The 23,975-nt window shown below is 73.7% G+C and carries 24 protein-coding genes and 1 pseudogene; 16 read left to right on the forward strand and 9 right to left on the reverse strand.

Features of this window, described 5'->3' with window-relative positions:
- Positions 1-3: 3 nt before the first annotated feature.
- Complete coding sequence (locus BLT52_RS06555; protein WP_090591747.1) at positions 4-828, reverse strand: DUF2510 domain-containing protein; 825 nt, start codon at positions 826-828, stop codon at positions 4-6.
- A gap of 98 nt (positions 829-926) precedes the next feature.
- Here BLT52_RS06555 and BLT52_RS06560 point away from each other — a divergent pair, with 98 nt between their 5' ends.
- The 13 genes from BLT52_RS06560 (at position 927) to BLT52_RS06620 (ending at position 12,234) form a co-directional block, all read left to right on the forward strand.
- A complete protein-coding gene (locus tag BLT52_RS06560; RefSeq protein WP_157677009.1) occupies positions 927-1,586 on the forward strand; it encodes a hypothetical protein in 660 nt (219 codons plus the stop codon).
- Positions 1,583-2,254, forward strand: coding sequence for a class E sortase (locus tag BLT52_RS06565; protein WP_090591750.1), 672 nt, complete (start codon positions 1,583-1,585; stop codon positions 2,252-2,254). Before BLT52_RS06560 ends, BLT52_RS06565 begins: the two co-directional genes overlap by 4 nt.
- 123 nt (positions 2,255-2,377) lie before the next feature.
- Positions 2,378-3,208: a LemA family protein gene (locus tag BLT52_RS06570; protein WP_090591752.1), complete on the forward strand. Its 831-nt coding sequence runs from the start codon at positions 2,378-2,380 to the stop codon at positions 3,206-3,208.
- Between the two features lie 28 nt (positions 3,209-3,236).
- The gene (locus BLT52_RS06575) at positions 3,237-3,875 is read left to right on the forward strand and encodes a TrmH family RNA methyltransferase (protein WP_090591754.1); all 639 of its coding nucleotides are present in this window, start codon (positions 3,237-3,239) and stop codon (positions 3,873-3,875) included.
- A gap of 51 nt (positions 3,876-3,926) precedes the next feature.
- On the forward strand, positions 3,927-4,673 hold the full coding sequence (locus BLT52_RS06580; RefSeq protein ID WP_090591756.1) for a GntR family transcriptional regulator: 747 nt from the start codon (positions 3,927-3,929) through the stop codon (positions 4,671-4,673).
- 58 nt (positions 4,674-4,731) lie between these two features.
- Positions 4,732-5,172, forward strand: a complete 441-nt coding sequence (locus BLT52_RS06585; RefSeq protein WP_090591758.1) for an organic hydroperoxide resistance protein — start codon at positions 4,732-4,734, stop codon at positions 5,170-5,172.
- A 40-nt stretch (positions 5,173-5,212) separates the two neighbouring features.
- A complete protein-coding gene (locus BLT52_RS06590; RefSeq protein WP_090591759.1) occupies positions 5,213-5,743 on the forward strand; it encodes a hypothetical protein in 531 nt (176 codons plus the stop codon).
- 106 nt (positions 5,744-5,849) lie between these two features.
- A complete protein-coding gene (fbaA, locus tag BLT52_RS06595) occupies positions 5,850-6,875 on the forward strand; it encodes a class II fructose-bisphosphate aldolase (RefSeq protein WP_090591762.1) in 1,026 nt (341 codons plus the stop codon).
- A 112-nt stretch (positions 6,876-6,987) separates the two neighbouring features.
- The gene (locus tag BLT52_RS06600) at positions 6,988-7,443 is read left to right on the forward strand and encodes a DUF3151 domain-containing protein (RefSeq protein WP_172803999.1); all 456 of its coding nucleotides are present in this window, start codon (positions 6,988-6,990) and stop codon (positions 7,441-7,443) included.
- A gap of 339 nt (positions 7,444-7,782) precedes the next feature.
- Positions 7,783-9,066 (forward strand): adenylosuccinate synthase, encoded by a 1,284-nt coding sequence (locus BLT52_RS06605; protein WP_090591764.1) that lies wholly within the window; start codon positions 7,783-7,785, stop codon positions 9,064-9,066.
- Between the two features lie 32 nt (positions 9,067-9,098).
- Positions 9,099-10,358: a phosphoribosylamine--glycine ligase gene (gene purD, locus BLT52_RS06610; protein WP_090591766.1), complete on the forward strand. Its 1,260-nt coding sequence runs from the start codon at positions 9,099-9,101 to the stop codon at positions 10,356-10,358.
- Between the two features lie 79 nt (positions 10,359-10,437).
- Positions 10,438-11,871 carry an adenylosuccinate lyase gene (purB, locus tag BLT52_RS06615; protein WP_090591768.1) on the forward strand — a complete coding sequence of 478 codons (1,434 nt, stop codon included), beginning with the start codon at positions 10,438-10,440 and terminating at the stop codon, positions 11,869-11,871.
- A 174-nt stretch (positions 11,872-12,045) separates the two neighbouring features.
- Positions 12,046-12,234, forward strand: a complete 189-nt coding sequence (locus BLT52_RS06620; protein WP_090591771.1) for a PspC domain-containing protein — start codon at positions 12,046-12,048, stop codon at positions 12,232-12,234.
- A 9-nt stretch (positions 12,235-12,243) separates the two neighbouring features.
- Here BLT52_RS06620 and BLT52_RS06625 read toward each other — a convergent pair whose 3' ends face one another.
- The 8 genes from BLT52_RS06625 to BLT52_RS06660 form a co-directional block, all read right to left on the reverse strand.
- Positions 12,244-13,035: a DNA/RNA non-specific endonuclease gene (locus BLT52_RS06625; protein ID WP_090591773.1), complete on the reverse strand. Its 792-nt coding sequence runs from the start codon at positions 13,033-13,035 to the stop codon at positions 12,244-12,246.
- A gap of 12 nt (positions 13,036-13,047) precedes the next feature.
- Positions 13,048-13,389 (reverse strand): hypothetical protein, encoded by a 342-nt coding sequence (locus tag BLT52_RS06630; protein ID WP_090591775.1) that lies wholly within the window; start codon positions 13,387-13,389, stop codon positions 13,048-13,050.
- A gap of 216 nt (positions 13,390-13,605) precedes the next feature.
- Positions 13,606-15,036: a rifampin monooxygenase gene (gene rox / locus BLT52_RS06635; RefSeq protein WP_231946534.1), complete on the reverse strand. Its 1,431-nt coding sequence runs from the start codon at positions 15,034-15,036 to the stop codon at positions 13,606-13,608.
- Between the two features lie 177 nt (positions 15,037-15,213).
- The gene (locus tag BLT52_RS06640; protein ID WP_231946535.1) at positions 15,214-15,876 is read right to left on the reverse strand and encodes a response regulator transcription factor; all 663 of its coding nucleotides are present in this window, start codon (positions 15,874-15,876) and stop codon (positions 15,214-15,216) included.
- A complete protein-coding gene (locus BLT52_RS06645; RefSeq protein ID WP_090591777.1) occupies positions 15,869-17,041 on the reverse strand; it encodes a sensor histidine kinase in 1,173 nt (390 codons plus the stop codon). Before BLT52_RS06645 ends, BLT52_RS06640 begins: the two co-directional genes overlap by 8 nt.
- A 4-nt stretch (positions 17,042-17,045) precedes the next feature.
- A complete protein-coding gene (locus BLT52_RS06650) occupies positions 17,046-18,203 on the reverse strand; it encodes a hypothetical protein (RefSeq protein ID WP_090591779.1) in 1,158 nt (385 codons plus the stop codon).
- Positions 18,204-18,456: 253 nt separating this feature from the next.
- A complete protein-coding gene (locus BLT52_RS06655) occupies positions 18,457-19,329 on the reverse strand; it encodes an NAD-dependent epimerase/dehydratase family protein (protein ID WP_157677010.1) in 873 nt (290 codons plus the stop codon).
- A gap of 17 nt (positions 19,330-19,346) precedes the next feature.
- Positions 19,347-20,498, reverse strand: coding sequence for a diacylglycerol/lipid kinase family protein (locus BLT52_RS06660; RefSeq protein ID WP_157677011.1), 1,152 nt, complete (start codon positions 20,496-20,498; stop codon positions 19,347-19,349).
- Positions 20,499-20,558: 60 nt separating this feature from the next.
- Between BLT52_RS06660 and BLT52_RS06665 the strand changes: the two are divergent.
- From BLT52_RS06665 to BLT52_RS06680, 3 genes and pseudogenes are all read left to right on the forward strand, one after another.
- A pseudogene (locus BLT52_RS06665) lies at positions 20,559-21,702 on the forward strand (phosphoribosylaminoimidazolesuccinocarboxamide synthase); the annotation flags it as partial.
- A gap of 161 nt (positions 21,703-21,863) precedes the next feature.
- Positions 21,864-22,532 (forward strand): phosphoribosylformylglycinamidine synthase subunit PurQ, encoded by a 669-nt coding sequence (gene purQ, locus BLT52_RS06675; RefSeq protein ID WP_231946611.1) that lies wholly within the window; start codon positions 21,864-21,866, stop codon positions 22,530-22,532.
- Positions 22,529-23,902 (forward strand): hypothetical protein, encoded by a 1,374-nt coding sequence (locus BLT52_RS06680; RefSeq protein WP_090591786.1) that lies wholly within the window; start codon positions 22,529-22,531, stop codon positions 23,900-23,902. The genes purQ and BLT52_RS06680 overlap by 4 nt, the downstream gene beginning before the upstream one ends.
- The last annotated feature ends 73 nt before the right edge of the window (positions 23,903-23,975 follow it).

Raw genomic sequence — 23,975 nt, forward strand, 5'->3', positions numbered from 1 at the left:
GGCTCAGGAGATCTGGATGTCGTCCAGGGCGGCGCGGAGCTCGGGCTCGCGGTCGGCGGCGCTGGCCGGCAGGTCCACCACCACCGCCCCGGCGGTGCCGTCGTCGAGGTCGACGATGACCAGCACGAGCCGCTCGCTGGTGAAGTCCAGGCCCTCGATGTCGAAGGTCAGCTCGGTCTCCAGCACCCAGCCCGGGTGGCCGTCCACGGTCAGGGCCTCGTCGCGGACGTCGCGGCGCTCCACGTCCTGATCGAAGTAGTACTCACCGATCAGGCAGGGCATCACCACGTGCACCCCCTGCTCGGGGGAGAAGAACCCGTCGCCGGAGACCATCGTGCCCACGTTGAGCGAGACGATCCACGGCGGTGAGTCGTCCACGCTCATCTGCTGGCGCATCATCCCGCGGCCGAAGGGGACGCGGGTGTCCGGCTGCAGGCTCCAGCCGGACCCGAGGTCGGGGACCGACACCCGGCCGCTGGTGACCCGGCCGGGGGTGTCCTGCGGCGGCGGGGTGGGGGACTGGTCGGGGGTCACGCAGATGTCGCTGGTGCTCTGCCCGCCCGGTCCGCCGGGCCCGCCGCCGCCACCGGCGCGCTGCACGACCAGCACCACCACGACCACCAGGGCGACCAGCACCGCGGCGGCGACGAAGAGGACCCGCCCGGTCCTGGGACGGCCCACCGGACCCGGCCCGGGCGGTCGGGTCGTCCCGGTGACCCCGCTCGCACCGTCGGCCGGGCGCAGGTGCGTCGTCCAGGCCCGCCCGTCCCACCACCGCAGCTGCCCGGGACGCCCGCTCGGGTCGGGGAACCAGCCGGGGGACGACATGGCCGCAGGATAGTTCGCCGGCACGTCGCCTGCCTGCCCCGCACGGCCGTCCGGCTCGCACGGGCAGGGTCTCGGGCCACCTCACTAGGCTTGGCCCCGTGAGCGCACCCGGCCCCTCCTGGTCCCCGAGCGGCCCGAGCGGCCCCGGCGGTCCGGGACCCGGTGTGCCGCAGCCCGGTCACTTCCTCACCCCCCGCGGCCAGGACGCCCCCGCCCCGCCCCCCGGGCCCCCGCCGCGCTCGTCCCAGCAGCCGCTCGTCTGGCCCTCGGAGGAGACCCGGCCGGGTGCCGCCCCGCTGGGCCTGGAGGAGCCGCGCCCGTTCGCGCTGACGGCCTCGGCCGTGCTGACCGTGACCGCCGGGCTCCAGGTCGCGTGCCTGGTCGGTTTCGTCTGGCTGGTGCTGTGGGTCGGGTCGGGCAGCCTGAACCTGCAGGACCCGCTCGAGGCGGGCCTGGCCCACACCCTGAACCGGGGCAGCCTGGCCCTCAGCCAGGGGCTGTGGCTCCCGATGCTCGGCTTCCCGCTGGCCGCCACCGTGCTGGGGTTCCTGGTGCTCATCCGCACGCCGTGGACGCGGGTGGCCCTGACCGTCCTCGGTCTCGGCGCCGTCGCGTGGATGGCCTGGTGGCGGCTGGACCAGCTCGCGTGGGTGGCGGTCCCGGCCGGCTACGTCACACTGTGCGTCGTGCTGCTCTGGACGCCTGGCGTGTCACGCTGGCTCCGCACCCGCCCCCGCCCCCTGGAGGACCCCCGATGACGAAGGCCAAGCGACGGCGCGCCGACGGCCGCAACACCGCCCTCACCGTCTTCGGCGTCGGCCTGCTGGTGATCGGTCTGGCCTGCCTGGGCTGGGTCGGCTGGCAGTTCTACGGCACGAACCTCGCCTCCCAGCAGGCCTACGACGAAGGTCGGGTGCAGCTCCAGGAGCGGTGGCAGGAGCCCCGGCCCGAGCCCGGCCAGGACGCGGAGGAGGTGCGCATCCCCGGCGACGCCATCGGCCTGCTGCGCATCCCCGCCTTCGGCCCCGACTACGAGGTGCCCATCCTCGCCGGTACCGACCCCGAGACCCTCACCCGCGGGGTCGGCTGGTACGAGTCGGCCGTCGAGCCCGGTGAGGTCGGCAACTTCTCCGTGGCGGGGCACCGGGTCACCCACGGCGAGCCGTTCCGCCAGCTGCTCGAGCTCGACGCCGGGGACGTCGTGGAGGTGGAGACCCGGGACGCGGTCTTCCGCTACGAGCTGATCGGTGCGCCCCGCGACCTCACCGTCACCGACACCGACACCTGGGTGCTAGCGCCGGACCCGATCGAGCGCAGCGACGAGGCCAGCGAGCCGATCATGACGCTGACCACCTGCCAGGACCTGTTCCGCTCACCGGACCGCTCGGTGGCCTTCGCCCGGCTGGTGGAGACCACCAACAAGTGAGGGCGCGGCCCCGACCGCGGCACCGGGAGTCGCTACATTGAGCGCGGTGCCGGGACGTCGGTGCCCCGATCCGTCCCCACGAGCCCCGGCCGTGGGCAGGCGGTCCCGAACGAGGAGCTTGTGATGGATGCCCTGATCATCGTCATCGTGGTCGTCGTCCTCCTCGTGGTGATCCTGGGGATCGCCGCGATGTCGATGTACAACGGCTTCATCCGGTCCCGGAACCTGATCCAGGAGTCCTGGCGGCAGATCGACGTCGAGCTGAACCGCCGCTACGAGCTGATCCCCAACCTGGTCGAGACCGTGCGCGCCTACGCCTCGCACGAGCGCAACACGCTGGAGGACGTCACCCGGCTGCGCAACCAGGCGCAGTCCGTGGCCAGCCACGAGTCCGGGCTGCCGACCCAGCAGCGCTCCCAGGCGGAGGAGCAGCTCTCCGGGGCCGTCCGGAACCTGATCGTCAGCGTCGAGGCCTACCCCGACCTGAAGTCGAACGTGAACTTCCTCGAGCTGCAGAAGCAGCTCGCCGAGACCGAGGACAGGATCGCTGCCGGCCGCCGGTTCTACAACGCGAACGTCCGCGTCTACAACACCAAGGTCGACTCGGTGCCGAGCAACATCATCGCCGGCATGGCGAAGTTCGAGAAGGCCACCTACTTCGAGGTCAACGACCCCGCCGTCCGCCGCGCGCCGGACGTCAACTTCGGCGAGATCGCCTACCGCGGTGAGCAGCCGCCCGCCTCGGCCCCCTCCGCGCCGCAGGTCGGGACGGGGCAGTCCGCGCCCGGCGGGCTGCCCGACCCGAACCAGCAGTGGGCACCCCAGCAGGCCCCCCAGCAGGAGTGGTCGCAGCAGCCCCAGCCCGGCGGCTACGTCCCGCCGTCGACCGGCCAGCAGGGCCCGGGTCAGCAGCCGCCGTCGCAGGGCGGGTACACCCCTCCGCAGAGCCGGTGACCCCTGCCGCCCCAGCGCGGTCCCCGCGGTGAGCGAGCCGGCTGAGCCGGAGCGTCCCGGGGTGGGGCCGCACCCCCGTCCCTGGCCGGACGACCCCCGCCTGGACCCCGAGCTCCTCACCGAGGGAGACCGGCGCAACGTCGTCGACCGGTACCGCTACTGGCGGCTGGAGGCGGTGGTGGCGGACCTGGACCGGACCCGGGCGCCGCTGCACGTGGCGATCGAGAACTGGGAGCACGACTTCAACATCGGTTCGGTGGTCCGCACGGCCAACGCCTTCAACGTCGGCGGGGTGCACGTCGTGGGGCGGCGGCGCTGGAACCGTCGCGGCGCCATGGTCACCGACCGCTACCTGCACCTGCACCACCACGTCGGCGCCGAGGACCTGCGCCGCTGGGCCGACGGCTCCGGCCACACCCTGGTCGGCGTGGACAACCTGCCCGGATCGGTGCCGCTGGAGACCGAGGCGCTGCCCGAGCGCTGCTGCCTGGTGCTCGGCTCGGAGGGTCCCGGGCTGAGCGAGGAGGTGCTGGCCGTCTGCGAGCGGCTGGTGGCCATCACCCAGTACGGCTCGACGCGCTCGCTGAACGCCGGCGCAGCGGCAGCGATCGCCATGTACGCCTGGTCCACCCGCTGGCGGTCAGGTGGCAGTGGTCCGGGCCACTAGACTGGTATCTACTGGTTCGACCACGGACCGGCAGCGGACGGAGACCCTTCGATGACGGTGCACGACCTCGCGGCGCTGCGGGCCCCGACGAAACGGGCGCAGGTCCGCCACATCCTGTCCGAGCGCATCACCAACGACCTGCGCCCCGGTGACCCGATCCCCTCCGAGCGCAGCCTGGTCTCCGAGCTGGGGGTGAGCCGGGTGACGGTACGCCAGGCGATCTCCGACCTCGTCGAGGCGGGACGGCTGGAGCGGGTGCACGGCAAGGGCACCTTCGTCTCCGGCCCCCAGGTGAACTCGAGGCTGCACCTGACCTCGTTCTCCCGCGAGATGCGTGCCCGCGGCCTGGTGCCGGAGACCCAGGTGCTGGAGGGTCGTGAGGAGGACGCGTCGGCCGAGGTGGCCCAGCAGCTGCAGATCCGTCCCCGGGACGCGGTGATCAGGGTCGAGCGGCTGCGGCTGGCCGACGGCACCCCGATGGCCTACGAGATCGGGTACTACCCGTCCTCGATCTTCCCCGGCCTGCTGGAGTCCGACCTCAACACCCTCTACGACGTCTTCGCCGCCCGCTACCACGTGATCATCACCGCCGGCGACCAGACCGTCCGGGCCGAGGCCGCCGACGCCCACCAGGCCCACGTCCTGGGCACCACCAAGCGGGCGCCGCTGCTGGTGCAGGAGCGGCTGACCCGCGCGGGGGACCGTCCGATCGAGTTCTCGACCTCCTGGTACCGGGCCGACCGCTACCGGATCCACATGGCCATCCGACCGCTGGAGACCCCGAGCTCGACCAGCTGACCGTCTTCCTGATCACGTGATCGGGAATGCCTGCCCGGTGGGACCGGTTGGCCCGGACATGACCAACACACCGACCAAGATCGTCTACACGGCCAACGCCTCGATCACCGGAGGCCGTCAGGGGCACGGCCGCTCCGAGGACGGTGTGCTCGACGTCGAGCTGACCGCGGCCAAGGAGATGGGTGGTCCTGGCACCGGGACGAACCCCGAGCAGCTGTTCGCCGTCGGCTACGGCGCCTGCTTCCAGAGCGCGCTGGCCGGGGTGGCGAAGAAGGAGGGCGTCGACGCCTCCGCCTCGGTGGTCCGGACGTCGGTCGGCCTCGGCCCGGAGGGGGCCTCCTACGCCCTGACCGTCGACCTCGTCGCCGAGATCCCCGGCGTCGACGACGCCACCGCCCAGCGGCTGGTCGACGCCGCCCACCAGAACTGCCCGTACTCCAAGGCCGTCCGGGGCAACGTGCCGGTGACCGTCACCGGCCGGGGCGTGGCCACCGCCTGAGGCCTGCCGCACCGCTCCGGCGAGGTGGGACACTGGGGCCATGCTCAGTGCCCCCGACCACCTGATCGCGGAGTACACCGCGGCCAGGGCCGACGAGACCGTGCGGCTGCGCAAGCGGCGGATGATCTCCAGCGTGGTCTCCCTGGTGCTCAGCCTGGTCATCTCGCTGGTGTTCTTCCTGTGGCGGCGCGACCAGTTCGAGCAGCACTGGGAGCCCTGGGTGCTGGTCGGGGTGGCGACCGCCATCAGCGTCGTCCGGCTGGTGGCCTGGCTGGTGGCCTGGCGGCGCGCCGTCGCCGACCGGCGACGCGTCGGCACCGGTCCGGCGCTGGTGATCGGACGCTTCGGCGTCGAGCTGCACGGGGTGCGGATGGCCTGGCCGCAGGTCGACACCATGCTGGTCGGTCCCGGGCGCCTGGGCGCCGGCCCCGAGGTCGTCGTCCGCGGCGCCGGCCAGGACCTCAGCGTCGGGCTGGACCACCTGGACGTCCGACCGGCCCAGCTCGAGTCGGCCACCCGGATCTACTCCGGCGGTCAGCGCCACATCGACCTGACCCGCCTGGACGACTGACACCAGTGAGCCACTGGTATCTACCACTTCTGGGACGGCTTCGTGGCTGCCGCAGGGTTTGCAAGACTGTGGGGCGTACCCGACCGCCGCAGAGAGAAGAGGCAGCATGCCCATCGCCACACCCGAGGTCTACGCCGACATGCTCGACCGGGCGAAGCAGAACTCCTTCGCCTACCCCGCCATCAACGTCAGCTCCTCGCAGACCCTGAACGCCGCGCTCCAGGGCTTCGCCGAGGCGGGCTCGGACGGCATCGTCCAGGTGTCCACCGGTGGTGGTGAGTACCTGTCCGGTCCCACGATCAAGGACAAGGTCGCGGGCTCCGTCGCGCTGGCCGCCTACGCCCACGAGGTCGCGAAGAACTACCCGGTCAACATCGCGCTGCACACCGATCACTGCCCCAAGGACAAGCTGGACTCCTTCGTCCGGCCGCTGCTCTCCATCTCCGAGGAGCGTGTCTCTCGCGGGGAGAACCCGCTGTTCCAGTCCCACATGTGGGACGGCTCGGCCGTGCCGGTCGACGAGAACCTGCAGATCGCCGCCGAGCTGCTCGAGCGCACCTCGCGGGCCAAGATCATCCTGGAGATCGAGGTCGGCGTCGTCGGTGGCGAGGAGGACGGCGTCTCCCACGAGATCAACGACAAGCTGTACACCACCGTCGAGGACGGCCTGAAGACCATCGAGGCCCTCGGTGCGGGTGAGCGCGGCCGATACATCACCGCCCTCACCTTCGGCAACGTGCACGGGGTCTACAAGCCCGGCGCGGTCAAGCTCCGTCCGGAGGTGCTCAAGGAGATCCAGGACGCCGTCGGTGCGAAGCTGGGCAAGGAGAGCCCCTTCGACCTGGTCTTCCACGGCGGCTCCGGCTCCACCGCCCAGGAGATCTCCGACGCGGTCGACTACGGCGTGATCAAGATGAACATCGACACCGACACCCAGTACGCGTTCTCGCGCCCGGTGGTCGACTACATGCTGAAGAACTACGACGGCCTGCTCAAGATCGACGGCGAGGTCGGCAACAAGAAGCAGTACGACCCCCGCGCCTGGGGCAAGGTCGCCGAGGCCGGCATGGCCGCCCGCGTCGTGCAGGCCTGCGAGGCCCTGCGTTCGGCTGGGACCAGCGTCAAGGCCTGATCCCTCCGTTCGTCCCACCGGCCCCCGCACCTCCACGGTGCGGGGGCCGGTGTCGTCCGGGCGCCCGAGCCGCCTGGCTGCCGCGATCGGCGCGGGCTGGCAGGATGGGGGCGTGAGCGATATCCACCGCAACCTGCTGGCCGACGCCGCCCCGAGGACCCACCTGCCCGAGGACCCCGCCGCGGCGGACCTGGCCGAGCGCGGTCCGGAGGCCTTCGGGGACGTCCTGCGGGCGCACCCCGAGTCGTCGCTGTGCTGGGCCCTGCTGGCCGAGGGCGCGCTGAACGCGGGCACCCCCGACGCCGACGTCGCCGCCTACGCCTACGCCCGGACCGGCTACCACCGCGGGCTGGACGCGCTGCGCCGCGCCGGCTGGAAGGGCTCGGGGCCGGTGCCGTGGGAACACGAGCCCAACCGGGGCTTCCTCCGCGCCCTGTGGGCCCTCACCGTGGCGGCCCAGCGGATCGATGACACGGCGGAGTTCGAGCGCTGCGCCCAGTTCCTGCGCGACTCCTCCGAGACCGGCTACGCCGAGCTCAGCGCCGCGCGTCCCCTCCAGGGCGGCTGACCGCGCGCCTCACCCGACGGCGACCGGGCCGATCCGCAGGGCCGCGATGAGGTCGGCGTAGAGCTGGTCGCTGACCAGCAGCTCCTCGTGGCTGCCGGCGGACTGGCTGCTGGGGATCTACTACTCCGTCCTCTACTGCGGCGCCGACCTGGTCGTCCGTGGCGTGATGCCGGCCCACGACGCGGCCCGCCTCGCCTCGCGCGCCCTCCGCCACGGGGTCACGCCGCCGTCCTGACCCCCCGGCACGGCATCGGCTAGGGTTGGGCGGTAAGAGCCCGCGACGCGATGTCGAGGGCTTCGTCTGTGCACGGGGGCGTGTGCCCTCGGTGGGAGGACAGCATGCCTGGCATCGTCGTGATGGGCGCCCAGTGGGGTGACGAGGGCAAGGGGAAGGCCACCGACCAGCTCGGTGAGCGGATCGACTACTGCGTCCGCTACTCCGGCGGCAACAACGCCGGGCACACCATCGTGGTCGGGGGCGAGAAGTACGTCCTGCACCTGCTCCCCTCCGGCATCCTCAACCCCGGCGCCGTCCCCGTCCTGGGCAACGGCGTGGTGATCGACCTGGACGTCCTGTACTCCGAGCTGGAGGCCCTCGAGGCCCGCGGCGCGGACGTCCAGCACCCGAAGATCTCCTCCGCCGCCCACGTCATCACGACCTACCACCAGACCCTGGACAAGCTGACCGAGCGGTTCCTGGGGAAGGCCCGGATCGGTACCACCGGTCGTGGCGTCGGCCCGGCGTACTCGGACAAGGTCAACCGGATCGGCATCCGGGTCCAGGACCTGTTCGACGAGTCGATCCTGACCAAGAAGGTCGAGGCGGCGCTGGACCAGAAGAACCAGCTGCTGGTCAAGGTCTACAACCGGCGCGCGGTCGACCCCGCCCAGGTGATCGAGCACCTGCTCTCCTTCGCCGAGCGGCTCCGCCCGCACGTGGTGGACACCTCCCACCTGCTCAACGACGCGCTGGACGCGGGCGAGGTGGTCCTCTTCGAGGGGGCCCAGGCCCACCACCTCGACGTCGACCACGGCACCTACCCCTACGTCACCTCCTCCAACCCGGTGGCCGCCGGCGCCTGCGTCGGCACCGGCGTGGGACCCACCCGCATCGACCGGGTGGTCGGGGTCGTCAAGGCCTACACCACCCGGGTGGGGTCCGGCCCGTTCCCGACCGAGCTGCACGACGAGGACGGCGAGCGGCTGCGCACCGTCGGCGCCGAGTTCGGGGCCACCACCGGACGTCCCCGCCGCTGCGGCTGGTACGACGCGCTGGTGGTCGGGGCGGCGGCGAGGTCCAACGCCTTCACCGACATCTTCCTGACCAAGCTCGACATCCTGGGCGGCTGGGAGAAGATCCCGGTCTGCGTGGCCTACGACATCGACGGCGTCCGCCACGACCGCTACCCGGCCTCGCAGAGCGACTTCCACCACGCCACCCCGGTCTACGAGTACCTGGACGGCTGGACCGAGGACATCTCCGGCTGCCGCACCTTCGAGGAGCTTCCCGCGGCCACCCAGGCCTACGTGCTCCGGCTGGAGGAGATCAGCGGTGCCCGCATCTCCGGGATCGGTGTCGGCCCGGGCCGCGAGCAGTCGATCATGCGACACGACCTGCTCTGAGGCCGTCCTCCGGGCGGATAGGGTCTGCGGACGTGACCACGAGCACCCCTGACCCGAGCGTCGGCAGCGTCCTGGTGATCGGCGGCGGCGGGCGCGAGCACGCGCTGGCCTGGGCCCTCTCGCGCGACCCCGGCGTCACCGACGTCCACGTCGCCCCCGGCAACCCCGGCACCGCGACGCTCGGCACCAACCACCCGGTGGACGCCCAGGACGGCACCGCGGTCGCGGACCTGGCCGAGCGGCTCGGCGTCCAGCTGGTCGTCGTCGGTCCCGAGGCGCCGCTGGTGGCCGGCGTGGCCGACGCGGTCCGCGAGCGCGGCATCCCCTGCTTCGGCCCCGGCCGCGAGGCCGCCCGGCTGGAGGGCTCCAAGGCGTTCGCCAAGGAGGTGATGGCTGCGGCCGGCGTCCCCACCGCGGCCTCGCGCAGCTGCACCACCGAGGACGAGGTCGCGGCCGCCCTCGACGAGTTCGGTGCCCCCTACGTGGTCAAGGACGACGGGCTGGCGGCCGGCAAGGGCGTCATCGTCACCGACGACCGCGAGGCCGCGCTGGCCCACGCCCGCGGCTGCGGGCGGGTGCTGGTCGAGGAGTACCTGGACGGGCCCGAGGTCAGCCTCTTCGCCATCACCGACGGCACCACCGTGCTCCCCTTCGAGCCGGCCCAGGACTTCAAGCGCGTCGGTGACGGCGACACCGGTCCCAACACCGGCGGCATGGGCGCCTACACCCCGCTGCCCTGGGCCCCGCCCGGGCTCGTGGACGAGGTGGTGCACCGGGTGGTGCAGCCGACCGTGGACGAGCTGGCCCGGCGCGGCACCCCCTTCGTCGGGCTGGTCTACGCCGGGCTCGCGCTGACCTCCCGCGGGCTCCGGGTGGTCGAGTTCAACGCCCGCTTCGGCGACCCCGAGACCCAGCCGCTGCTGTCGCGGCTGCGCACCCCGCTCGGCTCGGTGCTGCTGGCCGCCGCCACCGGGCGGCTGGCCGGCGTGCCGGCGCTGGAGTGGGGGAGCGGGGCCGCGGTCGCGGTCGTCCTGGCCGCCGAGGGCTACCCCGGCACCCCCCGCAGCGGGGACCCCATCACCGGTGCCGAGGGCGACGGCGTCTTCCACGCCGGCACCGCCCTGGACGACCAGGGCCGGCTCGTGTCCGCCGGAGGGCGGGTGCTGGCCGTGGTCGGTACCGGGGACGACCTGGCCGCCGCGCGCAAGGCCGCCTACGCCCGGGTGGCCGGTATCGACCTGCCCGGTGGTTTCTCCCGCAGCGACATCGCCGCCCGGGCTGCCGAGGCGTGATGGGTCGACCTCCCACCGACCGGCAGAATCAACCTCGTCCCGATCCGACTCCCGCCGCCCGCCGCCCTCAGGAGGCACCGTGACCATCCCCGACGTGCTCGCCACCCGCTACGCCTCGGAGGCGATGCGCCAGATCTGGTCCCCGGAGAACAAGATCGTGGCCGAGCGACGGCTGTGGCTGGCGGTGCTGACCGCCCAGCGCGACCTCGGCGTCGACTTCGCCGGTGACGATCCCGACCAGGTCATCGCCGACTACGAGGCCGTGGTCGACCGGGTCGACCTGGGCTCCATCGCCGAGCGGGAGCGGGTCACCAAGCACGACGTCAAGGCCCGGATCGAGGAGTTCAACGCCCTCGCCGGACACGAGCACGTGCACAAGGGGATGACCAGCCGCGACCTGACCGAGAACGTCGAGCTGCTGCAGCTGCGTCAGGGGCTGGAGCTGGTGGCCGACCGCTGCGTCACCGGTGCCGTCGCGCTGGCCGGTCTGGCCGCCCAGTACGCCGACACCGCCATCGCCGGCCGCTCCCACAACGTGGCCGCCCAGATCACCACCCTGGGCAAGCGCTTCGCCACCGCCACCGACGAGCTCCTGGTGGCCCACCAGCGGGTCCGCGAGCTGGTCACCCGGCTGCCGCTGCGGGGCATCAAGGGCCCGGTCGGCACCAGCCAGGACATGCTCGACCTGCTCGGCGGGGACGAGGAGAAGCTGGCCCGGCTGGAGCAGCGGATCGCCGAGCACCTCGGCTTCAGCACCGTGCTGACCAGCACCGGCCAGGTCTACCCGCGCTCGATCGACTGGGACGCGCTGACCGCGCTCGCCCAGGTCTGCGCCGCTCCCTCGAACGTGGCCACCAGCATCCGGCTGATGGCCGGCCACGAGCTGGTCACCGAGGGCTTCCGCCCCGGCCAGGTCGGCTCCAGCGCCATGCCGCACAAGATGAACACCCGCTCCTGCGAGCGGGTCAACGGGCTGTCGGTGGTCGTCCGCGGCTACGTCTCCATGGTCGGCGAGCTCGCCGGGGACCAGTGGAACGAGGGCGACGTCTCCTGCTCCGTCGTCCGCCGGGTGGCCCTGCCGGGCGCCTGCTACGCCGTCGACGGGCTGTTCGAGACCTTCCTCACCGTGCTCGGCGACTTCGGCGCCTTCCCCGCGGTGATCGAGAAGGAGCTGCAGCGCTACCTGCCCTTCCTGACCACCACCAAGGTGCTGATGGCCGCTGTGCGGGCCGGGGTGGGCCGCGAGGTCGCCCACGAGGCGATCAAGGAGCACGCGGTCGCCGTGGCGCTGGAGATGCGCGAGAGCGGCCGCAGCGACAACGACCTGTTCACCCGCCTCGGTGCCGACGAGCGGATCCCCCTGGACGAGGCCGACCTCCGGGCCCTGCTCGCGGACCCGCTGCAGCTGAGCGGAGCCGCCGCCAGCCAGGTCCGCACGCTGGTCGGGCGCGTCGGGGAGCTGGCCCGCCAGCACCCGGAGGCCGCTGCCTACCGGCCCGGCGACGTGCTCTGAGCCCTGCCTCCGGTCCGGGCCGGCTCCTGGCGTAGGTCCCGGTTCACCCCGAGCGGCCCTGGGATCGACCCCCAACGGGCCCGCGGAACGGCCGCCGGGGCTGGATCGTGGCGCCCGGAAGGGGCAGAGTCGGGGAGGACGAGGGCACCGGGCCCTCGACGTGAGGAGAACCCGATGGCCACCACCACCCTGTCCCGTTCCACCAGCAACGCGATGATCGCCGGCGTCTGCGCGGGCATCGGGCGGCGCTTCGGCATCTCGGCCAACATGGTCCGGCTGATCTTCGTGGTCAGCTGCCTGATCCCGGGCCCGCAGTTCATCATCTACATCGCGCTCTGGGTGCTGCTGCCCAAGGAGCACTGAGCCGACCGCTCACCACAGCAGGTCCCGTGGTGAGGCGAGCTCCCGCCAGGCCGAGCCGGGCGCCAGACCCGAGGCCGCGGCGACGTCGGCGTCCGGGAGCGGGCCCAGCTCCAGCCCGGTGAGACCCGCGACGTCGGCGACCGGCACCTGGAAGGTCCGGTAGGGGCCGAGCAGGGGCTCACCGGGCTGGGTGCGCCCGACGTCGTCCAGCAGCGGCGTCTGGTCCAGGACGTAGCCGCTGGACCGCAGCACCCCCGCCACGCACCAGGCCGCCACCTTGTAGAACCGCAGCGGCAGGGCGACCCAGCGGCAGACCGGGTCGGCGTCGTCGAAGACGCACCCGGTGACGACGCTGAGCCGGACGTCCGCGGCGTCGGCGGTGCCCAGCACGTAGTCCTCCAGCCCCAGCCACAGCTCCTTGGACTGGTTGAACCCCGAGGCCTGCGGGGCCGCGTTGGGGTAGGCGAAGGTGTCGGCCTCCGCCCGATCGGCCGCCTCGCCCCAGACCGGGTCCTGCCGGCGGACCAGGTGGCCGCGGTCCAGGTCGTTGCCGGCGTAGACCTCCGGACCCACCTGCTGCTCGGCCGGCAGCCGCGGGTCGAGGAACCAGCCGTTGCTGCGGGGGACGTCCACCAGCGCCGCCCCGTCGATGGTCACCGCCGTCCAGGCGGCCAGCCGGCGCTCCCGGTCCAGCCCCACCGAGAAGTGCACGTAGTCCAGCCGGGTGAGGGGCGAGGCCGAGGTGGGCACGGGGACGGGGACGTCCAGGAAGGCCTCGTCGAAGCCTGGTGGGCCAGTCACCGTGCCATCGTCTCAGCCCTGTCGTTCGATCTCCGATGCGAAGGCGTGCAGCGCCTCCCGCGCCACGAGCGCCGCTGTCAGGTGCTCCTCCGAGCCGTTGATGCGACGCATCTGTGCGGAGAACCGGAGGTCCTCGCGTCGTCCACCGGAGTCGTGCTCAGGCTGCGGTGGACGGGGCACCGCCGCCGCGATGTCGCGGACGTCCTGGGCCGACGTCAGACCGAAGTACTCGGTGTAGGGCGCCACGGCCGCGATGATCACGCGATGGTCCCCGCCCATCTCAGCGGTCGTGACGGCCAGCGCCGCCAGCCCCTTGACGGCGTGCGTGCGGCGCGGTTCGTCGAAGTGGCTCACGGTGGCACACCGTACGCCCGGGCCAGGCCGATCTGGAGAGACCGAGAAATGATGCGCCAATTATTCGTACGGTGACGTCGAATGGTGGTTCTGGGGGCTAGGAAAAGCGCTCGATAAGGGCTAGTCGAGGGGCTATCCGGGGGCTAGGAAACTCCCTTCCGGGAGTTCTCGACGGCTCATGGGGCTACCTGACGGGCCAATTCCACCGAGGCGCTCTCACCCGGCCGCACCGAACCACCGGCTCAGCGCCGGGAGGAGATCCCGCTGCTGCTCACCGATCCAGGCCACGTGGCCGTCCGGGCGCACCAGCGCGGCCGGCACGTCCAGCTGCCGGCTCCCCTCGACGAGGTGGTCCACCCGGTCGGCCCACCCGGACACCGAGAGCCGGCCGGTCCCGTCCAGCAGCAGCCCCCGACCACGGTGCAGGTGGGCGTACAGCCGCCCCCGCCCGAGCTCGAGGTCGGGCAGCCGCCGCCCGAGCAGCGGGTGGTCGGGACCGAGGTCGTAGCGGACACCGGTGCCGATGACCTTCTCGGTCAGGTACCGGTTCACCTCCTCGAGGTCCATCAGCTCCGACAGCAGCTGGCGGACGGCCTGCGGACCGGGCTCGCCGGCGAGCAGCAGCATCTGCGCGCGGGTGGTGCTCAGCACGTCGGCCGCGACCGGTCGGCGTTCGGCCTGGTAGGTGTCCAGCAGCCCGGCCGGGGCCCAGCCCGCCACCTCGGCGGCGAGCTTCCAGCCGAGGTTGAACGCGTCCTGGATCCCGAGGTTGAGGCCCTGCCCACCGACCGGTGGGTGGACGTGGGCGGCGTCCCCGGCCAGCAGGACCCGGCCGACCCGGTAGGTCTCGGCCAGCCGGGTGCCGTCCCCGAACCGGGACGTCCAGCGGGGGGAGTGGACGCCGAAGTCGGTGCCCGCGGTCGCCCGCAGCTGCCGGCGGAAGTCCTCCAGCGTCGGCGGGACCGATCGGTCCTCGGCCACCTCGGCCGCCGGGACGAGGACGCGGTAGACGCCGTCGCCCACCGGACCGAGCCCGAAGCGCCTCTCGGCGCGACGGATCTCGGTGACCACGGCCGTCACCTCCTCCACCGGCGCGGTCACCTCCATCTCCCCCAGCAGGAAGTCGGCGCGGGAGGGCTCGCCGGGGAAGCCGACCCCGAGCAGCCGACGCACCGTGCTGCGTCCGCCGTCGCAACCGACCAGGTGGCGCGCCCGCACCCGGGTGCCGTCGGAGAGCTCGGTGGTGACGCCCTCGTCGTCCTGGCTCATCCCGACGAGGGCGCAGCCGCGGCGGATCTCGGCTCCCACCTCCACGGCGTGCTCGGCCAGCAGACGGTCGGTGGTCGGCTGGCCGATCCCGAGGACGTAGCCGTGCGCGGTGTCCAGGCCGGCGGGGGCCGGCTTGTCGATCCCGGCGAAGTGCCCGCCGACGGGGTAGGTGCGGCCCTGGTCGAGGAAGCGCTGGAGCAGGCCGCGCTGGTCCAGCAGCTCGAGGCTGCGGGCGTGCAGACCGAGGGAGCGGACGAAGGTCGGTGGCTCGACCTCCTTCTCGAGCACGAGCACGGCCACGTCGTGCAGCCGGAGCTCGCTGGCCAGCACGGACCCGGTCGGGCCGCCGCCGGCGATGATCACGTCGAACAGGGTCACGTCGTCTCCTGGAGGTTGTGGTGCCGCGACCGGAAGCGGTGCGTCGACCGGCCCGAGAGGAGATTCTCGGGGCCCTCCGGGGCCTTGCCGCAAGCCCCGGGTTGCGCTATACCTTGGGTGTGGCAAGGGGTGGTGCACCCTTGCCTTCGTCGTCCCCGGACCCGCGTCCGCGGCGGCTCAGGGCTCGACCAGACCGGTCCGGTAGGCGATCACCACGGCCTGCGTGCGGTCCCGGGCGCCCAGCTTGGCGAGCACCGAGGCGACGTGGGTGCGGACGGTCTCGATCCCGACGACCAGCTCGGCGGCCACCTCGGCGTTGGTCAGGCCCCGGGCCACCAGCCCCAGCACCTGGGACTCCCTCGGGGTCAGCACCGGACCGTCGTGGCGGCTGGTGCGCCGCTGCGGGCGCAGCAGGGTGCGGACGGCCTCCGGGAACAGCAGGCTCTGCCCGGCCGCCACGGTGCGCACGGCCAGCACCATCTCCTCCGCCCGGGCGCGCTTGAGCAGGAACCCCGACGCACCCGCGGCCAGCGCGTCCACCACGTGCTCGTCGCTGGCGAAGGTGGTCACCACCAGCACCCTCGGCGGGTCGGGCAGCCGCAGCACCAGCTCGGTGGCGCGGATGCCGTCCACCCCCGGCATCCGGACGTCCATGCACACCACGTCGGGGCGGAGCCGGCGCACCAGGGCGACTGCCTCGGCACCGTCGCCGGCCTCGCCGACCACCTCGAGGTCGGGCTCGGAGTCCAGGATCATCGCCAGCCCGCGGCGCACCAGCGGCTCGTCGTCGACCAGGACGACCCGGATCGCGGGACCGTGGGTCGGGGAGGGGTCAGGCACCGGGCGTCCCCCCGGGTCGGGGGAGGGTGGCGCGCAGCAGCCAGCGGTCCCCGGTGGGGCCGGCCTCGACGGTCCCGCCGAGCAGCGCCACCCGCTCGCGCACACCGGCCAGCCCGCGCCCACCTCCGCGCCGCGACGTCCTCGCACCACGAGGGTTGGTCACCTCGACGCCCACCGCGTCGGCGGTGTGGCTGACGGTCAGCCGCACCGGGCCCGTGCCGTGCAACCGGGCGTTGGTCAGGGCCTCGGCGGTGATGCGCTGCAGGGCGCGCTGCAGCGACGGCGGCAGCCCGTCGGGGAGGTCGAGGTCCGCCGTCACGTCCAGGCCGGCGCGTCGGTGCGTGTCGACGACACCGGCCAGGTCGACCGGCGGCACCGCGCTGGGGCGGTCCTCGCGCAGCACGCCGAGCAGGTCGTCGAGCTCGTCGAGCGCGTCGCGGGCGGTGTCCTCGATGGTCGCGAACGCCTCCGCCGCCGCCGTCGGGTCGCCCGCACCGACCCGGCGGCCGGCCGCGGCCTGGACGCTGACGATGGTCAGGGCGTGGCCGATGCCGTCGTGCAGCTCGCGGGCCAGCCGGGTGTGCTCGGCCTCGCGACCGGCCCGTTCGAGGGCCACCTCGAGCCGGTCGTGGGCGGTGGGGCCGAGGAACCGCCCGGCGAGGCGGCTCACCAGCGCGCCCAGCGGCCAGGTGACGGACACCGCCAACCCGGCGAGGACCACCGCGGCGGCCACCAGCGCGACCCGGCCGAGCCCGCTGCCGGGCACGCCGACGAGGGAGCCGGCCCGGCCGGTCACGGTGTCGACCACGACCAGCACCGCGGTCGGCAGGCCGGCGAACAGCGCGGCGGCCACCAGGATCCCGGTGAGCTGGTGCAGCAGCACCCAGGCGCTGGTCTGCAGCAGGTGCGCGGCCCGACGTCGCCTGGGCACCACCAGCTGCGCCTCGCTGCCGAGCATCGTGCCGGCCGCGGTGACCTCCAGCTCACGGGCCCCGGGGACGAGCCCCAGGGCCGCAGCGGCGGCCACCGTCGAGACGACGACCAGCCAGGTCGGCAGCCAGGGTGCCGCCACCTGGAGCAGGGTGACCACCAGCAGCGCCGTGGCCAGCCCGATGGCGGCGCCCAGCATCAGCCAGGCGAAGCGCCTGATCAGCCGCCGGGTCATGGCCTCATCCTGCCGTCACCGGCGTGGACGCGCTGCGCCCCGCGCCGTCCCCTCCGGACCCACCGGTGGCTCCGCTCCCGACGTCCGCGCGACGGTGGCCGACGTAGCCCCACACCGCCAGTGCCAGGGTGGGGCCCCAGAACCAGCAGGGGAACACCAGTGCCAGGTAGGCCGCCTCGGTGAGGTTCCCCTCCGGCACCGCGACCAGCATCGGCACGGCGGTGAAGCAGAGCACCGCGGCGACCAGCCCGCCGGGGGCGGCCGCTGCGGCCACCGGGACGCGCTGGCCGGCCAGCCGCGGCACCCAGCGGGGGAACACCTCGCCCCAGGGCCGGATCAGACCGAGGGTGAGGACGACGCCGAGCCAGGCCCCGCTGGACAGCAGCAGCCCCCACACCCGGGTGGTCAGGTCCAGGCCCTCGGGGACGAGTGCCGGGGACAGCAGGTCCGACGGCAGCAGCCAGGTCAGCCGGAGGAGGGCGTACGGCAGCGGGCCGCACGCTGCCGCCACCGTGATGGCCCTGCGGTGCCGCACGACCCAGGCGGTGGCCCGGGCGGCTCTCGGGGTGCCCGCGGCCGTGGCGGCCAGGGTGGCGGCCCAGCCGGCACCGGTCAGCAGGAGCAGCAGGACGACCAGCAGCCGCGAGCCCTGTGCGGCCAGTGCTGAGGTGAGCGTGACGGTCAGCGTCCCCAGCGCCTCCCGGGCGAGCACCGCTCCGACGACGAGGGCGGCGAGGGCCGGGACGCCCACCACCCACCGGGCCACGGGGTAGCGACGCACCACCTGCAGCAGCAGCACGACGAGCACCGCGGGCATCGCCATGGCGACCAGGTAGCCCGTGACCGCCAGCGTGCCCATGCTCTGCAGGAGCAGGCCGAAGCACAGCAGCTCCAGCACGCCCGCGACGGCCACGACCGGGCGTGGCAGCGCCCGGGCGAGGCCGGCGAGGCCGACCGCGACCCCCAGCAGGGCCGCGACGGTGTGGACGACGGTGGCCGTGGTGGTCCCGGCCAGGGAGGCGAGCCAGGCGTTCGACGGGTCGGCGTAGAAGCCGCCGCGGCCGGGCAGCAGCAGCCAGCCGAGCCCGAGGACGGCGGCGACGGCACTGGTCAGCGTGGCGGTCAGGAGAGCGTCGCGCCGGGTGCGGGTGAGGGGGTCCATGGTGATCCTTCCGGGAGGGAACCGATGTCCACCACGCTCCCCGGACCCGTCCGGCACCACCTCCCCCGTGCGGGGGAGGTCCGCTGCCCAGCGGGTGAGATCCACCGCCGCGCGGCGCGCAGACGGGCTGAGCCCGTCGGTTCCTGCGTCCCAGCGCCCGTCAGTCCCCAGACAGCCCTCTCAGGTCACCAGGAGCAGGTTCTGGCGGGATCCGGGCCCGCTCCGGGCCACGGTCGTGCTGCGGGCGGGAGGCTCAGTCGAGGTCGCGCCAGGAGTGCCGGGGCTCCCAGCCGATGACCTCGCGGGCCCGGTCGATGGCGAAGGCGCCGCCGGCCGACGGGCCGCCGGGGGAACGGCGCACGTGCGGGGCGTGGGCGGACAGCAGCGCGTCGAGGGTCTCGTCGGCCAGCAGGTCCGCAGCCACCACGTTGAGCACGGCGAACCCGTACGGGCGGCGCTGCGCGGTCTCCACCGCCAGCCGGCAGGCTCGGGCGGCGTCGCGGAGGTCGACGTAGCCCCACATCTGGCGGAGCTCCTCGGGCCAGTCCCGCGGTCCGCCGCGCTGGGCGGTCATCCGCTCCCGCTGCTCCTCGGCGGTGGCGATCCAGTGGAACCGCAGCGCCGCCACCGAGAGGTCGGGGTGCCGGCGGCAGAACATCGCCGCGATCTCCTCGCTCACCTGCTTGCTCAGCCCGTACTCCTCGGCGTTGCGCAGCGGGTGCTCCTCACGCACCGGGACCTCGTCGACCATGGTGGGCCGGGGGGACCAGGCCGTCACGTAGGCCGAGCCGCTCGAGGCGACCACCGCCCGACGCACCCCGGCCGCGGTGGCGACCTGCAGGGCGACGAAGGCCGCCTGGGTGTTGTCGCGGAACAGCTGGTGGGGTGGCAGCGAGCCGGGGCTGGGCACCGAGGCCAGCGCGACCAGGGCGGTGCACCCCTCGAGCGCCGCGGCCAGCCCGGGCACGTCGTCGCCCTCCAGCCGGACGAAGCGCGTGCCCGGGTCCTCCTCCGGCTGGCGCCGGTCGACGGCGACGACCTGGTGCCCGGCGTCGAGCAGGTCGGCCACGACGGCACGTCCGAGCTTGCCGGCCGCCCCGGTGACCAGGACCTGCTCCCGCGACACGTCGACCACCGCTCGGCTCAGCGGGGGCCGGGCTCGTCGCCGGTCTCGGGGATCTCCGGCACCCGGACCGTCAGCCCCTCGTGGCGCATGTCGAGCTCGAAGGACTTCACCTCGCCGAAGCTGTCGCCGTCGAGCTCGATGGGCTCCGGCTCGCTCAGCACCACCGAGACCTTCTCCGCGGTCAGGTAGCGCAGCGCGCGGATCTGCTTCTCGGAGCCCTGGAGGCGGCGACCCACCTCGGTGCCGTGCCGGATCGCGTTCTCCACCAGCACCTTGCTCCAGATCTGGAGCCAGCCGAACAGGCCCTTGGGGCGCAGCATCACGATGTCGAAGCGGCCGTCGGTGATGTCGGCCTCGGGCAGCAGCAGGATGTTGCCGGGCAGGCTGCCGCAGTTGCCGACCAGCAGGGTGTGGACGTTGCGCGTCCGGGCCTCGCCGCCGTCGATGCTGACCCGCAGCCGGATCCGGTTGCCACCGCGGGCGGCCTTGACCAGCGACTGCGCGTAGGCCAGCCAGCCGACCTTCTTCTTCAGCTCCTCGTCGGTCTGCTCGATCATCTGCGCGTCCAGCCCGAGCCCGGCCATCACCAGGAAGGCGTGCTCCTCCTGGCTGCCGTCGGCCCGGCGCATCCGGGCCACGCCGGCGTCGATGGTGCGGTCGTGACCGGCGAAGGCGGTGGCCACCGCGTCGGCCACGTCGTCCAGCTTCAGGTCGAGGTTGCGGGCCAGCAGGTTCCCCGTGCCCAGCGGGAGCAGGGCCAGCGAGACGTCGCTGCCCAGCAGCCCCTGCGCGACGGCGCGGATGGTGCCGTCGCCGCCGGCGGCCAGCACCATCTTCGCGCCCTGCGCGACGGCCTGCTCGGCCATCGCGATGCCGGGGTCCTCGGCGCTGGTCTCGATCCAGATCGTCTCGCCCCACTCGGCCTCCTGGGCCGCCGCCTCGACCGCGGCCTGCAGCACCTCCAGCTCGACCTTGGTCGGGTTGTAGATCACCGCGGCCTTCGGTGGCGGGGTGATGATCTCGGGGTCGGCCGCACGCACCTCGGCCGCGGTCTGGGCCGCCGCCTCCTCGGGGGTGGTGTCGGTGCCCAGGTCGGCGCTGAGCGTGTCGGCGTCGGTCACCGACGGCTGCTCGCCCTCCGGCGCCCGCGTCGTCTCGGTCTCGGTCATGGGGCACATCCTCACAGACGGGGAGGGGTCACCCCACCCGCACGTCGCTAGGCTTCGCCCGTGAGCCGCTTCGAGCTGGGACTGCCCCTGATCCACGCCGGCAAGGTGCGCGAGCTGTACGCCTTCATGGACCCGGCCGCGATGCTGATGGTGGCCAGCGACGCCATCTCCGCCTACGACCACGTGCTCACCCCCGACATCCCCGACAAGGGCAAGGTGCTCACCCAGCTGTCGCTGTGGTGGTTCGAGCAGCTGGCCGACGTGGTGCCGAACCACGTGCTGAGCACCGACGTGCCGGACCGGGTCCGCGGCCGGGCCGTGGTGTGCGAGCGGCTGCGGATGATCCCGGTGGAGTGCGTGGTCCGTGGCTACCTGACCGGTTCGGGCTGGGCGGAGTACCAGCAGAGCCGCACCGTGTGCGGGATCGCCCTGCCCGACGGCCTCCGCGACGGGGACCGGCTTCCCGAGCCGATCTTCACCCCGGCCACCAAGGCACCGATGGGCGAGCACGACGAGAACGTCGACTTCGACACGGTGGTGGCCACCATCGGCGCCGAGCAGGCCGAGGCCGTCCGGGACCTCACCCTGGCCGTCTACGCCGCGGCCGAGCCGATCGCCCGCGAGCGGGGGATCATCCTGGCCGACACCAAGCTGGAGTTCGGCACCCGTCCCGACGGCACCGTCGTGCTGGCCGACGAGGTTCTCACCCCCGACTCCTCGCGCTTCTGGGACGCCGCGCAGTGGCGACCGGGGGAGTCGCTGCCCTCCTTCGACAAGCAGTTCGTCCGCGACTGGTTGACGCGCGAGTCCGGATGGGACCGGGCGTCGGACACCCCGCCGCCGGCGCTGCCGCCGCACGTCGTCGCGGCCACCCGCGAGCGCTACCTGGAGGCGCTGCAGCGTCTCAGCGGGAGCGGTCTCGCCGGCTGAGCGTCCGTGCCGGGGTGCGGATAGGATCGCGCCCATGGCACGTGTGGTGGTGGAAGTGATGCCCAAGCCCGAGATCCTGGACCCGCAGGGCAAGGCGGTCACCGGGGCCCTGGCCCGGCTGGGCTTCGAGGGCATGACGGTGCGTCAGGGCAAGCGGTTCGAGATCGAGGTCGACGGCGAGCTGGACGACGCCCGGCTGGCCCAGGTCCGCGACGCCGCCGAGCGGCTGCTGGCCAACACGGTCATCGAGGCGTTCGAGGTGCGCGCCGACGAGTCCGCCACGCCGGTCGTCGAGGCGGGGGAGGGCTCGCCCAGCGCGGCCGAGGTCGGCACCCCGACCGAGGACACCCAGCAGTGACCACGGCCACCTCCCCGGAGCAGGCCAGCACCACCGCCCCCGGCGGCACCGAGCGCACCGACGCCACCGGCGCCAGGATCGGCGTCGTCACCTTCCCCGGCTCCCTGGACGACCACGACGCGCTGCGGGCCGTCCGGCTCACCGGCGCCGAGGCCGTCCCGCTCTGGCACGCGTCGCAGAGCCTGGAGGGCGTGGACGCGGTCATCCTCCCCGGCGGCTTCTCCTACGGGGACTACCTGCGGTGCGGGGCCATCGCCCGCTTCTCCCCGCTGATGGGGGAGCTGATCGAGGCCGCCGGGGACGGGATGCCGGTGCTCGGCATCTGCAACGGCTTCCAGATCCTCTGCGAGGCCCACCTGCTGCCCGGCGCGCTGATCCGCAACGACGTCCGCACCTTCGTCTGCCGCGACCAGCGGCTCCGCGTCGAGACCTCCGACACCGTCTGGACCCGCGACTTCCTGGCCGGTGAGGAGATCACCATCGTGCTCAAGAACGGCGAGGGCGGCTACGTCGCCGACGCCGAGACGGTCGCCCGGCTCGAGGGCGAGGACCAGGTCGTCTTCCGCTACGTCGGGCCCAACCCCAACGGCTCGGTGCACGACATCGCCGGGATCACCAACGCCCGCGGCAACGTCGTCGGCCTGATGCCGCACCCCGAGCACAACGTGGAGACCCTGACCTCCCCGTCGGTGGACGGGCGCCGGTTCTTCTCCAGCGTGATCGGGTTCGTCCAGACCCTGCGGTGACCCACACCGCAGCGCCACCCGACGCGCGGACCCGTCGTGAGCGGGTCGTCGCCGCCGCGGTGGGGGCCCTGCTGCTCGTCGGCGTCCTGCTCGCCCCGCTGCTCGGTCCCGACGGCGTCCCGCTGGTCAGCCCGCCCGGCACCCCGCAGCGTCTGGTGGTGGTCGGCGTCCCCGGGCTCGGGGTCGGCGAGCTCGATCCCGCGCTGCTCGACGGCCGGCCGGCCGTGGTCGGCTCCGTGGCCACCGACACCGCGGTCAGCACCGGCGGGTGCGCGGCCGACGGCTGGGCCACCCTGTCCGCCGGCGCCCCGGCCAGCACCGGGCGCCGCTGCGCGGTGGGGGTCGACGAGCTGGGTGGGGTCACCGGCTGGCGCGAGGTGCAGGACGCGGCGGCCACCGCCGGCGCCACCCTCGGACGGCTGGGCGACTCCGGGTGCGTCGCCGCCGTCGGCTCGGCCGCCGCGCTGGGCGCCGCGCGCTCCGACGGCACGACCGCCGAGTGGTTGCCGGTGGCGGACTGGGTCTCCGGTGGCTACGCGAGCGCCTGCCCGGTGGTGCTGGTCGACGGCCAGGAGCTGTTCGGCAGCGAGCGCTCCGAGGCGGTGGCCGCCCTCGCCGACCAGCCCGGCACCCAGGTCTGGGTGCTGGGGATCGGTCCGGGGGCGCTGCGCAGCGACTCCGCGCCCCGACCGTTCCTGGCCTTCGGTGATGGCCTGACCGAGGGGCGGCTGGTCGGAGCGGACGGTGGCGAGCCGCGCATCACCGACGTCGCCGGCACCCTCCGCTCCGTGGTCAGCGGCACCTCCGCGCTCGAGCTGCTGACGGTCCGGGCTGGGCAGGTGGGTGCGGTCGCGGCGACTGCGCTGGTCGAGCAGCAGGGGGCGCAGGGTCGGCGCGACGGCATCTGGGCCGGGCTGGTCGTGACCGGGTTGGCGCTGTCCGTCGTCGCCCTGCTCGGCGCCCGCAGCCGTCTGGTGCGAAGGCTGCGCCCCAGCTGGGCGGTGGCGCTGGCGGCACTGCCCGCGGGTCTCCAGCTGACCGGTCTCACGTGGTGGTGGCGGCTGCCGTCGGAGCCGCTCGCGGTCACCGGCGTCCTCGTCGGGACGGTGCTGGTCGCCCTGGCGGCACGGGCGCTCGCGACGCGGCTGGCCGCCCCGGCGTGGCTGATGGCCGCAGCGGTCTCCGCCGGCACGCTGCTCGCCACGATGCTGACCACCCTGCTGGCCGGTGCCTCCTTGCCCGGCGGTCTGCTGTCTCCGTCGCCCGGGCGAGCCGCCGAGCCGGCCTGGCTCCCGGCGGCCGCGGTGCTCGCGGTCACGGTGCTCGGGACGACGGCCGGGCTCCTGCTCCGCCGCAGGCGTCACCCCTGAGAACAGGCGGCAGCACCGCCCGGCGCCTCGCGACCTCGCCCGGATCCCGGTCCGTCGCCGCGCTCCTGCGGAC

Origin of the sequence: Auraticoccus monumenti, from assembly GCF_900101785.1 — a bacterium.
GTDB classification, from domain to species: Bacteria; Actinomycetota; Actinomycetes; order Propionibacteriales; family Propionibacteriaceae; genus Auraticoccus; species Auraticoccus monumenti.